The following is a 12940-nucleotide window of genomic DNA, read 5'->3' as shown; positions in this document are numbered from 1 at the left end:
GGAGGTCGCCGCGTGAGTGTCGCTCCCCACCATGCCCACGAGAGCACTGCCGGCGAGGTCGTCTCGCCCGACTCCTGTACGCACCTCACCGGCCGCGACCACGTCGCGTCGCTGCAGGCGGCCGTGCGCAGCCTCGACGCCTCGGTCGACACCCTCGACCGCTGGGGCCGGCTGCTGGCCGACGTGCTGTGCGGGGAGTCCCGCGGGCGGCTGCTGGCGGCCGGCAACGGGGGCAGCGCCGCGCAGGCGCAGCACCTCACCGCCGAGCTGGTGGGCCGCTACCGCGCCGACCGGCCGCCGTTCTCGGCGATCTGCCTGACCGCGGAGACCTCCTCGCTCACCGCGATCGCCAACGACTACCCGGCCGACGAGCTGTTCGCCCGCCAGGTCGAGGCGCACGGGCGGGCGGGCGACGTCCTGGTGCTGCTGTCCACCTCCGGGCGCAGCCCCAACGCCGTCGCCGCCGCCCGCCGGGCCCGCGAGTGCGGCATCACCGTCCTGTCGATCACCGGTCCCGCGCCGAACCCGCTGGCCGCGGCGTCGGACGAGGCGGTCTGCATCGACTCCCCGTGGACGGCGACCGTGCAGGAGTGCCACCTGGTCGCGCTGCACCTGCTGTGCGCCGCCTTCGACGCCGCGGTGCTGGCCGAGCCCGCCCGCGTGCCGCAGACCCGCCTCGGGATCGCCAGGTGAAACCGCTGGTGGTCGTCGGCGACGCGCTGCTCGACGTCGACCTGGTCGGCACCGCGTCCCGGCTCACCCCCGACGCGCCGGTGCCGGTGGTCGAGGACCTGGAGACCCGCGAGCGCCCCGGCGGCGCCGCGCTGGCCGCGGTGATCGCCGCCCAGGCGACGAACCGCGAGGTCGTGCTGGTCGCCCCCCTCGCCGACGACGACGGCGCGGCCCGGCTGCGCGCGCTGCTGGCCGGGCGGGTGCGGCTGGTCGCCGTCCCGGCCACCGGCGGCACCGCGGTCAAGCGGCGGGTGCGCGTGGGCGACCACTCCGTCGTGCGGCTGGACAGCGGCGCGCCCACCGTCACCCTCGGCGAGCTGCCCGAGGAGGCGCGCGCGGCCGTCCGCGACGCCGCCGCGGTGCTGGTGGCCGACTACGGGCGGGGCACCACCGCCGACCCCGCCGTCCGGGCGCTGCTGGCCGAGGCCGGCGGGCCGGTCGTGTGGGACCCGCACCCGCGGGGTGCCGACCCGGTGCCGTCGGTCCGGCTGGTCACGCCCAACGGCTCCGAGGCCGCCCGCGTGGCCGTGGACGTGCCCGCCGACGGCGACGGCCTGGCCGCCGTCGGGGCGCGGGCCGAGGCGCTGATCCGGCACTGGGGCGTGGGCGCGGTCGCGGTGACCCTCGGCGCGCGCGGCGCGCTGCTGTCCTACGGCGAGGGCGCGCCGATGGTCGTGCCCGCCGTGCCGGTGACCGGCGGCGACCCCTGCGGCGCCGGCGACTCCTTCGCCGCCGCCGCGGCGCTGGCCCTCGCCGACGGCGCGGTGACCGGCGAGGCGGTGGCCGCGGCGGTCGCCTTCGCCGGCCGGTTCGTCGCCGCGGGCGGGGCCGGCAACTGGAGCGGGGCGTGGGACGCCGCCGCGGTGCCCGAGCCGGACGTGGCCGCCGAGGACGACGTGTCCGCCCTGCTCGCCCGCGTGCGCGCCGCCGGCGGCACCGTGGTGGCCACCGGCGGCTGCTTCGACCTGCTGCACGCCGGGCACGTGGCCACGCTGCGCGCCGCCCGCGGGCTCGGTGACTGCCTGGTCGTGTGCATCAACTCCGACGACTCGGTGCGCCGGCTCAAGGGCCCCTCGCGGCCGCTGGTGACCGCCGCCGACCGCGCGCGGGTGCTCGAGGCGCTGGAGTTCGTCGACGCCGTCGTGGTGTTCGACGAGGACACCCCGGCGGAGGTGCTCGACCGGCTGCGGCCCGACGTCTGGGCCAAGGGCGGCGACTACGCCGGTGCCGACCTGCCCGAGGCCGCGGTGCTGCGGCAGTGGGGCGGCCAGGCCGTCGTCCTGCCCTACCTGGACGGCCACTCGACCACCGCCCTGGTCGAGCGCTCCCGCGTGTGATGGAGGACCCCCTCGCCCCCCACCGCTCGCGAGCGCGCGGCGGGCCCCTGCGAGGGAGCCGTTCCAGCAGTCCTGTGGCCGTCGTCCTGCGGCCGCTGGGGCTCGGTGACCTGCTCACCGGGGTCCCGGCGATCCGGGCCGTGCGGGCGGCCGTGCCCGGTCACCGGCTGGTCCTGGCGACGACGACCGCGCTCGCGCCGCTGGCCGGGCTGGTCGACGCCGTCGACGAGGTGCTGCCCGCCCGCGAGCTCGAGCCGCTGGACTGGCCGGGGCCGCCGCCGGAGCTCGCCGTCGACCTGCACGGGAAGGGACCGGCCTCGCACGTCGTCGTCGCCGACCTGCACCCGCGGCGGCTGCTGACCTTCGCCAGTCCCGGCTACCCGGGCCCGGCCTGGTACCCCGACGAGCACGAGGTCCGGCGCTGGTGCCGGCTGGTGTCCGAGGGCCTGGGCGTGGCCGCGGACCCCGACGCGCTCGACCTCGCCGTCCCGGACGTGCCCCCCGCGGTGCCGGGCGCGGCGCTCGTCCACCCCGGCGCGGCGTTCCCCGGTCGGCGCTGGCCGCCGGAGCGCTTCGCCGCCGTCGCGCGGTGGCTGGCCGACGCCGGGCACGACGTCCGCGTCACCGGCGGCCCGGCCGAGCGTGAGCTGGCCTGCGCCGTGGCGCACGGGGCGGGGCTCTCCGACGACGCGGTGCTCGCCGGGCGCACCTCCACCCTGGAGCTGGCCGCCACGGTCGCCGCGGCGCGGGTGGTGGTCAGCGGCGACACCGGCGTCGCGCACCTGGCCACCGCCTACCGCCGGCCGTCGGTGGTGCTGTTCGGCCCGGTGTCACCGGCGCTGTGGGGCCCGCCCCCGCGCGAGCAGCACGTCGTCCTCTGGCACGGCGACGGCACCGGCGACCCGTGGGCCACCGAGCTGGACCCGGCACTCGCGCGGATCAGCGTCCCGGAGGTCACCGCCGCGCTGGAGCGGCTGGGCCCCTACCTCTGACGCAGCGCGTCGAAGAGCACGCCCTGCAGGTCGTTGGGGTCGACGGCGGAGTAGGCGGCGCCGCCGGTGGCCTGCGCGATCTGCTCGAGGGCCGCGACGTCGGCGTCCGGGCCGAGCGCGACGCCGATGACCTTCACCGGCCGCTGCGGGTCGGCCTCGTCCTGCAGCGTCTGCACCAGCTCGTCCAGCGCGATGCCCGACGAGTCCTCGTTGGTGCCGTCGGTGACGAGGACGACGCTGCTCACCGCGTTGGGGTCGTACTGCTCCCGCGCGGCGCGGACGGCGGCCAGCGCGGTGTCGAACAGGCCGGTGCCGCCGGGGGACAGCCGCCCGGGGAGGGTGTCGAGCTGCTCGTCGAGCGCGTCGCGCTGCGTGCCGCCGTCGACCTCCTCGTCGAGGGTGCGGATGGGCGCGAGCTCCACCCAGTCCTGCTCGCCCTGCAGCTGGTAGGCGAACACCCACAGCCCGATCGACGAGGTGCCGGGGATGAGGGTCAGCGCGCTCTTGGCGGCGTCCCGGGCGAGCGTGGCGCGGGTGCCGTTCCCGGCGGGGGCCTCCATCGACTGGGACACGTCGATGACGGTGAGCAGCCGCGACGGCGCGGCGAGCCGGGCGAGCTCGGCCAGCAGGCCCTGCACCTGCTCGGCGTCGACCGGCAGCACCTCGGGCGCCTGCTCGCGCACGCCGGGTCCGGGGTCGGTCGGTGCGGTCCCGTCCGCGTCGCGGAAGCCGGCGGCGAGGACGGCGGTGCGCGCGGCCTCCGACGTCAGCGCCCGGACGACGGCGTCCACGGCGGCCCGGTCGTCGTCACCGGGGGAGCCGACCCGCAGCACCGGGTAGTCCAGCTCGGGCGAGCCCTCGGCCGGGTACACGGCGACCAGCTGGGGGTCCTCGGCGCCGCGGTTGACGCTGATGACCTCCTGCTCGCTCACCGGCACCAGCGGGGACCCGGGGTCGCCGGACTGCGCCGTGGCCAGCGCCTCGGCGGGGCTGACGGCCGGCCCGCGGCGGGCGGCCAGCACTGCCTGGACGACGGCGTTGTCCGCCGCGTCGCCGCCCCCCAGCGACGTGCGGACGGCGGCCAGCGCGGCGACGCCCTCGGCGCTGGCGGCGAGGTCCGGGACGGCGACCGGGCGGGCGCCGGACAGGGCCTCGCTCCACTGCGGCGCCTGCTCGCTCCAGCCGAGCGCGTCGGCGGCGGCCCGGCTGGTGCCCAGCACGACCGGCGAGGTGGCCATGGAGCCCGACGGGTCGAGCGGCGCGTCACCGGCGCGCACGGTCCACAGCGAGCTGTCGGGCACCCAGACCTGGGGCAGCGCGGAGCCCTCGAGGGCGGAGAGGTCGCCGACGGTCTGCAGCGGCTCCTGGGCGGCGACCTCGGCCGCCGCGCAGGCGCCGCCGCCGAGGTCCTGCGGCTCGGCGAGGAGGTCCTGGGCGACGTCGCCCAGCTCCGGGGCGACGGTCACCCGGACGGTGCGGGTGGTCCCGCACCCGTCGCTGCTGCCCGAGCCGGCCAGCCACCACACCACGCCGCCGGCCACGAGGGCCACCACGAGGAGGGCCACGACCAGGGCGATCGGGGCCGGGCGCTGCACGCGGCGCGCAGAGGTGGTGTCGGCGTGGCGGCCCATGGGTTGCTCTCCGTCAGTGTCCGGTTCCTCGGCGTGCCCCTAGCCGCCGGTCCCAATGTAAACGTGAACCAGGACACCGAGGAGAGGTGCCGCCGGAGAAGTGGCCCAGGACACCCGCCGGGCTCAGCCGGCGCGCAGCGCGGCGGCCTCCCGCTGCTCGGCGAACCAGGCCACCGTGCGGCGCAGACCCTCCTCGGAGGGGACCGTGGGCCGCCAGCCGAGCAGCTCCTCGGCGCGGCGGGTGTCGGGCCGGCGGACCTTCGGGTCGTCGACGGGCAGGTCGACGTACTCGATCCCCGACGACGACCCGGTGAGCTCGATGATCCACTGGGCCAGCCGCAGCATCGACAGCTCGTCGGGGTTGCCGACGTTCACCGGGCCGGGCTGGTCGGAGCAGGCGAGGGCGAGGATGCCGCGGACGGTGTCGTCGACGTAGCAGATCGAGCGGGTCTGCGAGCCGTCGCCGGCCACGGTCAGCGGCCGCCCGGCCAGCGCCTGGCCGACGAAGGCGGGGATGGCCCGGCCGTCGTCGGGGCGCATGCGGGGGCCGTAGGTGTTGAAGATCCGCACGATGGCGGTGTCGGTGCCCTTGGACGTGCGGTAGGCGGTGGTCATCGCCTCGCTGAAGCGCTTGGCCTCGTCGTAGACGCCGCGCGGGCCCACCGGGTTGACGTTGCCCCAGTACTCCTCGGGCTGGGGGTGCACCAGCGGGTCGCCGTAGACCTCCGAGGTGGAGGCCAGCACGTAGCGGGCGCCCTTCTCGTGGGCCAGGCCCAGGGTGTGCAGGGTGCCCAGGCTGCCGACCTTGAGCGTCTCGATCGGCATCCGCAGGTAGTCCAGGGGGCTGGCCGGCGAGGCGAAGTGCAGCACGAGGTCGACGGGGCCGGGGACGTGCACGAAGTCGGTGACGTCGCAGCGGACCAGGCGGAAGCCGGGGTGCTCCATCAGGTGGACGACGTTCTCGGGCGAGCCGGTGAGGAAGTTGTCGAGGCACACCACCTCGACGTCGCGGTCGAGCAGGTGCTCGCACAGGTGGGAGCCGAGGAACCCGGCCCCGCCGGTCACCACCGCCCGCCGGATCGTCCGCGCCGCGTGCACCATGCCGTGCTCCTCGTCTCGCCGTCGTGCCCCGGACGGGGGCCTGCGCAGGCCCTACCCGGAGATCAACTGCCGACACTTCGGGAGCTGAGTGTTCTCGCGGAGGTCACCCGGGACGGCGAACGGGCCGCCGACCCCGGTGGGGGTCGACGGCCCGTCGCCGTGCGGGGAGTCCTAGTTGACGGGCTCCTCGTCCGGGATGCCGTTCTCCGGCGGAGTGGCGGCCTGGCCGTCGTACTCCTCGATCTCGGCGTCGCCGTTGTCGGTGACGAGCACGGGGGTCAGGTCCTCCGAGCCCTCGCCGACGATCCGGCTGACCGACATGCCGCTGTAGCCGGCGTGGCGGTCCTCCGAGTAGCGGAAGGGCGCGAAGCCCGGGCCCTCCCACTCGGAGCCGGCCTGCTCGACGGCGGCGACGAGGTCGTCACGCGTCGGGTTCTGGCCGGCGGACTGCAGGGCCTGCACCATCGTGTAGGCCTGCGACATGCCGTAGACCCGGTAGTTGGTGAGCTCGCCCTCCTGGCCGGACTCGTCCCAGACCCGCTGGAACAGCTGGATCCAGGGGTTGTCCGGCTGGTCGACCGTCGGGATGTACTCGGTGGTCAGGACGCCGTCGAGCAGGCTGGCGTCGCTGACCTGGCCCTCGGAGAAGCGGGCCAGCAGCGAGCCGACCAGCTGCGGGTCCGAGCCGATGTTCGAGTAGAACCACTGCGGCCGGTAGCCCAGCTGCAGCGCGGTCAGCTGCGAGAGCGCGGTGTAGCTGGGCACGTTGAAGCCCAGGACGAGGTCCGCGCCGGCGGCCTGGAGGGCCGAGATCTGCGGACGGACGTCGGTGTTGCCGGGGACGTAGGTCTCCTCGGCGACGATCTGGTCCTCGAGGTACCGGCGGGCACCGGCGGCGCCGTCCTCGCCGAGGTCGTCGGCCTGCAGGAACAGGCCCACCTTGGCGTCGGGGAAGTTCTCGGCCACGTACTGGCCGATGATCTTGGCCTCGATCTCGTAGTCGGGCTGCCAGCCGAAGGTGTACGGCTTCTCCTCGACGTCGTCCCACAGCCGCGAGCCCGACGACACGAACAGGTCGGGCACGCCCTCGCTGTTGAGGAAGTCGGTGACCGCGTTGTGGGTCGGCGTGCCCAGACCCGACATGAGCGCGAACACCTCGTCCTCGAGGACGAGCTGGTTCACGACCTGGCTGGTGTTGGTCGGGTTGTACGCGTCGTCCCGGTAGACGAACTCGATCTGCCGGCCGTTGACCCCGCCGTTGGCGTTGACGTAGTCGAAGTACGCCTGGACGCCGGTCGGGATCTCGCTGTAGCCGGGCGCCGCGACACCGGTGAGCGGGTAGTGCGCACCCAGCTTGATCGAGTCCTCGGTGATGCCGACGTCCGAGGCCTCGTTCTCCTCGCTGCCGCCACCGCCGCCGCCACCACCGGAGTCCCCGCCGCCACAGGCGGCCAGGGTGGTGGCGACGGTCGCCGCGGCCACGAAGCTGACGAGGCGTCGTGAGGATCGTGTCAAGGGTTCTCCTCTGGAGGGACCCGGGCGCCTTCGCCCGGGGGTCTGGTGGGGGTGGGGAAGCTGAGATGCGGCCGCTGGCCGGGGTGGGGGACAGCCGTCGGGTCCCGGCTCCTCACCCCCTGGCGCGGGCGGCGGTGCGCCGCGCGCGCTGCTTCATCCAGGCCAGCCGGACGGACCCGACCAGCCCCGCGGGGGCGAAGAGCATGACCAGCACGAGGATCACGCCGTAGACGACGTAGGAGATCTCGGCGGCCTGGGCGGCGTCCATGTCGAAGGACTCCCCGAGGTCCCGCAGGTACCGCGGCAGGAAGACCAGCAGCGCCGAGCCGATCAGCGCGCCGAAGAGGCTGCCCAGACCGCCGATGACGATCGCGGTCAGCAGGGACAGCGACAGGACGATCGTGAACGCCGTCGGCGCGGTGAGCCGGACGACGAGGGCGAGCACCGCGCCGGCCAGGCCCGCGGCCGCGGCGCTGACGACGAACGCCGTCACCCGCCAGGCGCCCAGGTTGATGCCGGCCAGCTCGGCGGCGACCTCCTGGTCGCGGACCGCGCGCCAGGTGCGCCCGACCCGGCTGCGCATGAGGTTCGCCAGCAGGAAGTAGGTGAGCAGCAGGCAGGCGACCGCGATGTAGGCGATCCACTTCACGCCCGAGGCCGAGTTGCCCGACAGGGTGCGGATCGTCTCGACGAACCAGTCCGGCCGGTCCGGGGTGGAGACCGTCAGGCCCTGCTCGCCACCGAGGGTGTCGGAGAAGTACAGCGCCAGGCCGGGCAGGCCGACGGCGAGCGCGAGCGTCGCGCCGGCCAGGTAGGGGCCGTGCAGGCGGGCCGCGGCCACGCCGACGATCGCGCCGACGACCGAGGTGAGCGCCACCGCGATCAGGAAGACCACGGCCAGCGGCAGCGGCTCCTCGGCGTCGAGCAGCAGGGCGGTGGTGTAGCCGCCGACGGCCATGAGCGCGCCGTGGCCGAGCGAGATCTGCCCGTTGAGGCCGGTCAGCACCGTCAACCCGCCGGCGGCGATGGCGTAGAAGGCCACGTAGCCGATCTGGGCGTTGAAGCCGAGGTCGGTGGACTCGAGCAGCAGCACCGCGAGGACGGCGCCGATGACGAGCACGACCAGGTGCCGCAGCAGCGTGTTCCGCGGCAGGAACGTGCGGCCACCGGTGGCCTGGGCCGAGCTCGCGTCGGCCGCGGCCGTGGCCAGCGACGGCGCGTCGGAGGACGCGGCGCCGGCCTGCGGCGGGGATGCGGGGGTCTGCAGGTCGCTCATGCCGCTCACGCCCTCCGGGTCTGGGTGGTCGAGAAGAGGCCGCCGGGCCGGACGAGCAGGACGATCACGAGGACCACCAGGGCGGCCAGGCCGACCAGCTCGTCGGCGACGTAGCCGCGGACGTAGCTCAGCAGGAGGCCGAGCAGCAGCCCGCCGACGACGGCGCCGACCGGCGAGTCCAGCCCGCCGAGCACCGCGGCGACGAAGCCGAACACGATCAGCGAGTCCATGAACGTCGGGGTGACGAAGGCGGTCTCGGCGGCGATGAGCATCCCGGCCAGCGAGCCGACGACGGCGGCCAGCGCCCAGCCGAGGGTGAGCATCCGGCCGACCCGCACGCCGAGCAGCCGGGCGACCTCCTGGCCGAACGCCGAGGCGCGCATGGCCAGGCCGACGCGGGTGAACCGGAACAGGGCGGTCAGGCCGGCCATGACCACCAGCACCGCGAGGAGGGTGAACACGGTGTTGGGGCTCAGCGCCAGGTTCGAGTCCCCGACGGTGAAGCCGATGTTCGAGAACGGCGGGACGAAGGCCCGCTGGTTGACGCCGAACAGGACCGAGATCAGCGCCTGGATCGCGATGAACAGACCGAGGGTGACGATGACCGCGTTGAGCTCCGGCCCGCCCTCGACCGGGCGGATGACGACCCGCTCGACGACCGCGCCGATGAGCAGGCCGGCCAGCAGGGCGACCACGAGACCGACCCAGTAGGACTGGCCGTTCTCGATGAGGGCGAGGGCGATGAAGGTGGTGAGCGCGGCCATCGCGCCCTGCGCGAAGTTGACGATCCGGGTGGACCGCCAGATGAGCACGAGGGCCAGGGCGAACGCCGCGTAGACCGCTCCGTTGATCACCCCGCCGAGGGTGAGGTTGACGAACTCTCGCACGTGGCTGCCTTCCTGGTGCTGCGGGGGAGCGGGGTCTAGAAGCCGAGGTAGGCGTGCCGGAGGTCCTCGTCGCCGGCGAGCCGGGCGGCGTCGTCGGTGACCACGACCCGGCCCAGGTTCAGCACGACGCCGGTGTCGGCCACCGACAGCGCGCTGCGCGCGTTCTGCTCGACCAGCAGCACCGAGAGGCCCTCGGTGTCGACCAGGTGGCGGACCAGGCCGAAGATCTGCGCCACGATCCGCGGGGCCAGGCCCAGGGACGGCTCGTCGAGCAGCAGGACCTTCGGCCGGGCCAGCAGCGCGCGGCCGATGACGAGCATCTGCCGCTCGCCGCCGGACAGCGTGTGCGCCGTCTGGTTGCGCCGCTCCCGGATCCGCGGGAAGAGGTCGTAGACGCGGTCGAACTCGTCCTGCGCGACCTTGCCGCGGAACAGCGAGCCGACCCGCAGGTTCTCGTCGACGGTGAGCTCGGCGATGACGCCGCGGCCCTCGGGCACGTGCGCCATGCCCTTGGTGACCATCGCCTCGACCGGGGCGCGGGTGACGTCCTCGCCGTTGAGGGCCACCCGGCCGGCGGTGGGCCGGACCAGGCCGCTGATGGTGCGCAGCAGCGTCGTCTTGCCCGCGCCGTTGGCCCCGAGCACCGCGGTGATCCGGCCCTGCTCGGCGCGCAGGGTCACGCCGTCGAGCGCCTTGACCGGGCCGTAGGAGGCCGACAGGCCCTCGACGTCGAGGACGGCGGTGGCGGTCGCCGTGCCGCCGGCGGGGGCCGTCGCGCCCTTGGTCAGGCCGGTCCCGGCGGTGCTCCCGGCGGTGCCCGCCGCCGTGCTGCCGTGCGCCTCAGCCACGGGTCGTCCCCCCGTCGGTCGCGGCCAGCTCGCTGGCGTCGATCGTGTCGTCGACGGCGTCGCCGAGGTAGGCCTCGGTGACCGCCGGGTCGTTCTGCACCTGCTCCGGGGTGCCGGCGGCGATCAGCTGGCCGGAGTCCAGGACGGTGATCTGGTCGCACACCCGCATGACCAGGTCCATGTGGTGCTCGACCAGCAGGACGCTCATCCGGCCGCTCAGGTGCTGGATGAGCTCGCCCAGCTCGTGCATCTCGTCCTCGCTGAGGCCGGAGGCCGGCTCGTCGAGCAGCAGCAGCTCGGGCTCGGAGACCAGCGCGCGGGCCAGCGCGACCCGCTTCTGCACCGGGTACGGGAGGCTGCCGGGGTAGCGGCCGGCGTAGTCCGCGGCGTCCAGCTCGCCGAGCGCGGCCGTGGCCCGCTCGCGCAGCCGGGCGTCGTCCTTGTCGGCGGTCGGGATCGCGAACAGCGCGGAGAAGAAGCCGGCGCGGGCGTGCTTGTGCGCGCCGACCATCACGTTCTCGAGCACCGTCAGGCCGGGGAACAGGCCCACGCCCTGCAGGGTGCGCGCGATGCCGAGCTTCGCGAGCTGGTTCGGCCGCAGCCGCCGCAGCTCCTGGCCGCGCCAGACGATCCGGCCCTCGGTGGGGCGGACCAGCCCGCAGGCCACGTTGAACATCGTCGTCTTGCCGGCGCCGTTGGGGCCGATGAGCCCGTGCACCTGACCCGGCTCGACGGTCAGCGACACGTCGGTGAGGGCCTTCACGCCGCCGAAGGCGACGCTGATCCCGGTCATCTCGAGCCGGGCGGTGGGCGATCGGTCCTGGTGCCGGGTGCTGCTGCCTGCGGTTTCCGGCGGCTGCGCCAAGGTGCCCACGTCTCCTCTGCGTCGGGGAGGTCGCCGCGCTGCCGACCGCCGCCCGGAGGGCGACGATTGGGTCACGGCTACGTCCGTATGACTCTGCGGGCCGGTGAAGACCGTCACAATGGGCGCACCGCACAGTGATCGGTGCCACGTGTTGTGCTCTGTGCGATGAACACAGGAGGTGAGCGCGTGCGGACGGCCCCCTGGGGTGTGGAGGAGCGCCTCGCCGAACTGGTCCCGGCCCTGCTGGACCGGCTCGACGAAATGACCGACCGGATGGTGGAGGTGCTGGTCGAGACCGAGCCCGCCTACCGCGAGGCCCTGCTCGGGGGCGACCAGCAGATGCGCGCGACGCTGCGGCGCAACCTCGAGGTCGGCGTCCGCGGCCTGCGGCCCGACGTCCCCGCGGCCTACCACCAGAGCCACGCGGAGGGCGCCCGCGCCGTCGGCCGGCTGCGGGCCGCGCAGGGCATCCCGCTGGAGGCCGTGCTCCGCGCCTACCGGCTCGGTGGTCAGATCACCTGGGAGGCGCTGGTCGCGCTGTCCCGCCAGGGCGACCGGCACGACGACGGGCTGCTGCTCGAGGTAGCGGGCTCGCTGTGGCGCACCAACGACCGCGGCTGCAGCGCCGCCGCGGAGGGCTACCGGGACGAGGAGCGGCGCCGCTCGGGGCTCGACGCCGCCGAGCGCCAGCGGCTGCTCGACGGGCTGCTCGACGGCCGCGGCGGGGACCCGGCCTACGCCCGCACCGCCGCCGACCTGCTGTCGGTGCCGCTGGCCGGCCGGCTGGCGGTCGTCGTCGCGCCGGCCGGCGAGGAGGGGGACGCGCTCCCCGAGCCGACGTCCGCGCTGCTCAAGCGCGGCATCCGCTCGGCGTGGGGCGCCCGGTCGCAGGCCGCCGTCGGCCTGGTGGCGCTGGGGACCCGCCGGTTGCCGGAGCTCCTGACCTGGCTCGGCGCCGTGGCCACCGGCCCGGTCGGGGTGTCCTCCGTCGTCGAGGGCGCGGCGGCCGTGGCCGGCGCCTACCGGCTGGCCGAGACCGCCGCGCGCACCCTGCCCGAGGGCGTCGCCCGGGTCGTCACCATCGACGACCGGCTGCCCGAGGCGCTGCTGAGCAACTCCCCGGAGATCGCCGCGCGGCTGGTCGGCCAGACCCTCGGCCGGCTGCTCGAGCTGCCCGGGGACGAGCGCGAGGTGCTGCTGGAGACGCTGTCGGCCTTCCTCGACGCCGACGGCTCGCCGACGCGCGCGGCCGACCTCCTGTACTGCCACCGCAACACGGTCATGCACCGGCTGCGGCGGATCGAGTCGGTGACCGGCCGCAAGCTCACCGACCCGCGGGCCCGGCTGCTGTGGCAGCTGGCCCTGCTGGGCACCGGCCACCACGACGCCGGGCACCGCCGGCCGGTCCGCGACTCCGCCTAGCGACCTGCTGGAACGGCCCCCTCGCAGGGGCCCGCCGCGAGCTCGCGAGCGGTGGGCGGCGAGGGGGCCCTCCGACTACTGCAGGTAGCCCTCGACCTCGGACCTCGGGCGCACCTCGGCGGTGTCGGGGTCCTCGTCGTACTGCCGCTTGGCGTCCCGCTGGCGGACCAGGTCCCAGAGCTGGTCCCGCTCCTCCTCGATCTGACGGAGCCGGGTGCGCTGGTCGGCGGTGTGCTCCCCGCCGTCGCGGAGCCGGTGCTCCTCCTCGACCAGTGCGTCGATGCGGCTGCGGATCTCGCTGTCGTCCATGGGCGCTCCCTGCCCGCCGCGACGG

The 12940-nt window shown here is 75.3% G+C and carries 12 protein-coding genes; 4 read left to right on the top strand and 8 right to left on the bottom strand.

Features of this window, described 5'->3' with window-relative positions; translation table 11 throughout:
- Positions 1-12: 12 nt before the first annotated feature.
- From ACFO3M_RS10060 to ACFO3M_RS10050, 3 genes are all read left to right on the top strand, one after another.
- On the top strand, positions 13-693 hold the full coding sequence (locus ACFO3M_RS10060; RefSeq protein ID WP_387988448.1) for a D-sedoheptulose-7-phosphate isomerase: 681 nt from the start codon (positions 13-15) through the stop codon (positions 691-693).
- Positions 690-2069, top strand: a complete 1380-nt coding sequence (gene rfaE2, locus ACFO3M_RS10055; RefSeq protein ID WP_387988447.1) for a D-glycero-beta-D-manno-heptose 1-phosphate adenylyltransferase — start codon at positions 690-692, stop codon at positions 2067-2069. The genes ACFO3M_RS10060 and rfaE2 overlap by 4 nt, the downstream gene beginning before the upstream one ends.
- Positions 2070-2143: 74 nt before the next feature.
- Entirely contained in the window at positions 2144-3061 is a 918-nt protein-coding gene (locus ACFO3M_RS10050) for a glycosyltransferase family 9 protein (protein ID WP_387988446.1), read from the top strand.
- On the opposite strand, the gene ACFO3M_RS10045 is transcribed toward ACFO3M_RS10050, so the two are convergent.
- The 7 genes from ACFO3M_RS10045 to ACFO3M_RS10015 all read right to left on the bottom strand — a co-directional run bounded on the left by ACFO3M_RS10045 (position 3052) and on the right by ACFO3M_RS10015 (position 11112).
- Positions 3052-4692 (bottom strand): VWA domain-containing protein, encoded by a 1641-nt coding sequence (locus ACFO3M_RS10045; RefSeq protein WP_387988445.1) that lies wholly within the window; start codon positions 4690-4692, stop codon positions 3052-3054. The genes ACFO3M_RS10050 and ACFO3M_RS10045 overlap by 10 nt on opposite strands.
- Positions 4693-4815: 123 nt before the next feature.
- Entirely contained in the window at positions 4816-5793 is a 978-nt protein-coding gene (locus tag ACFO3M_RS10040; protein WP_387988444.1) for a UDP-glucuronic acid decarboxylase family protein, read from the bottom strand.
- A 171-nt stretch (positions 5794-5964) separates the two neighbouring features.
- A complete protein-coding gene (locus ACFO3M_RS10035) occupies positions 5965-7308 on the bottom strand; it encodes an ABC transporter substrate-binding protein (protein WP_387988443.1) in 1344 nt (447 codons plus the stop codon).
- A gap of 112 nt (positions 7309-7420) precedes the next feature.
- The gene (locus tag ACFO3M_RS10030; protein WP_387988442.1) at positions 7421-8584 is read right to left on the bottom strand and encodes a branched-chain amino acid ABC transporter permease; all 1164 of its coding nucleotides are present in this window, start codon (positions 8582-8584) and stop codon (positions 7421-7423) included.
- Between the two features lie 5 nt (positions 8585-8589).
- Positions 8590-9471 carry a branched-chain amino acid ABC transporter permease gene (locus ACFO3M_RS10025; protein ID WP_387988441.1) on the bottom strand — a complete coding sequence of 294 codons (882 nt, stop codon included), beginning with the start codon at positions 9469-9471 and terminating at the stop codon, positions 8590-8592.
- 35 nt (positions 9472-9506) lie between these two features.
- Positions 9507-10319 (bottom strand): ABC transporter ATP-binding protein, encoded by an 813-nt coding sequence (locus ACFO3M_RS10020; protein ID WP_387988440.1) that lies wholly within the window; start codon positions 10317-10319, stop codon positions 9507-9509.
- Positions 10312-11112: an ABC transporter ATP-binding protein gene (locus ACFO3M_RS10015; protein WP_387988439.1), complete on the bottom strand. Its 801-nt coding sequence runs from the start codon at positions 11110-11112 to the stop codon at positions 10312-10314. The genes ACFO3M_RS10020 and ACFO3M_RS10015 overlap by 8 nt, the downstream gene beginning before the upstream one ends.
- Positions 11113-11370: 258 nt before the next feature.
- On the opposite strand from ACFO3M_RS10015, the gene ACFO3M_RS10010 reads away from it, so the two are divergent.
- Positions 11371-12606, top strand: a complete 1236-nt coding sequence (locus ACFO3M_RS10010; RefSeq protein WP_387988438.1) for a PucR family transcriptional regulator — start codon at positions 11371-11373, stop codon at positions 12604-12606.
- 75 nt (positions 12607-12681) lie between these two features.
- Here ACFO3M_RS10010 and ACFO3M_RS10005 read toward each other — a convergent pair whose 3' ends face one another.
- Positions 12682-12915 carry a DUF2630 family protein gene (locus tag ACFO3M_RS10005; RefSeq protein ID WP_387988437.1) on the bottom strand — a complete coding sequence of 78 codons (234 nt, stop codon included), beginning with the start codon at positions 12913-12915 and terminating at the stop codon, positions 12682-12684.
- Between the last annotated feature and the right edge of the window lie 25 nt (positions 12916-12940).

This window comes from Geodermatophilus arenarius, from assembly GCF_042654585.1.
GTDB lineage: Bacteria > Actinomycetota > Actinomycetes > Mycobacteriales > Geodermatophilaceae > Geodermatophilus > Geodermatophilus arenarius.
This window is presented reverse-complemented; position numbering and strand designations above follow the sequence as displayed.

Coding starts and splice junctions, on each gene's coding strand:
- ACFO3M_RS10045 (WP_387988445.1), bottom strand. CDS start 4,692: ATGGGCCGCCACGCCGACACCACCTCTGCGCGCCGCGTGCAGCGCCCG.
- ACFO3M_RS10040 (WP_387988444.1), bottom strand. CDS start 5,793: ATGGTGCACGCGGCGCGGACGATCCGGCGGGCGGTGGTGACCGGCGGG.
- ACFO3M_RS10030 (WP_387988442.1), bottom strand. CDS start 8,584: ATGAGCGACCTGCAGACCCCCGCATCCCCGCCGCAGGCCGGCGCCGCG.
- ACFO3M_RS10015 (WP_387988439.1), bottom strand. CDS start 11,112: ATGACCGGGATCAGCGTCGCCTTCGGCGGCGTGAAGGCCCTCACCGAC.
- ACFO3M_RS10005 (WP_387988437.1), bottom strand. CDS start 12,915: ATGGACGACAGCGAGATCCGCAGCCGCATCGACGCACTGGTCGAGGAG.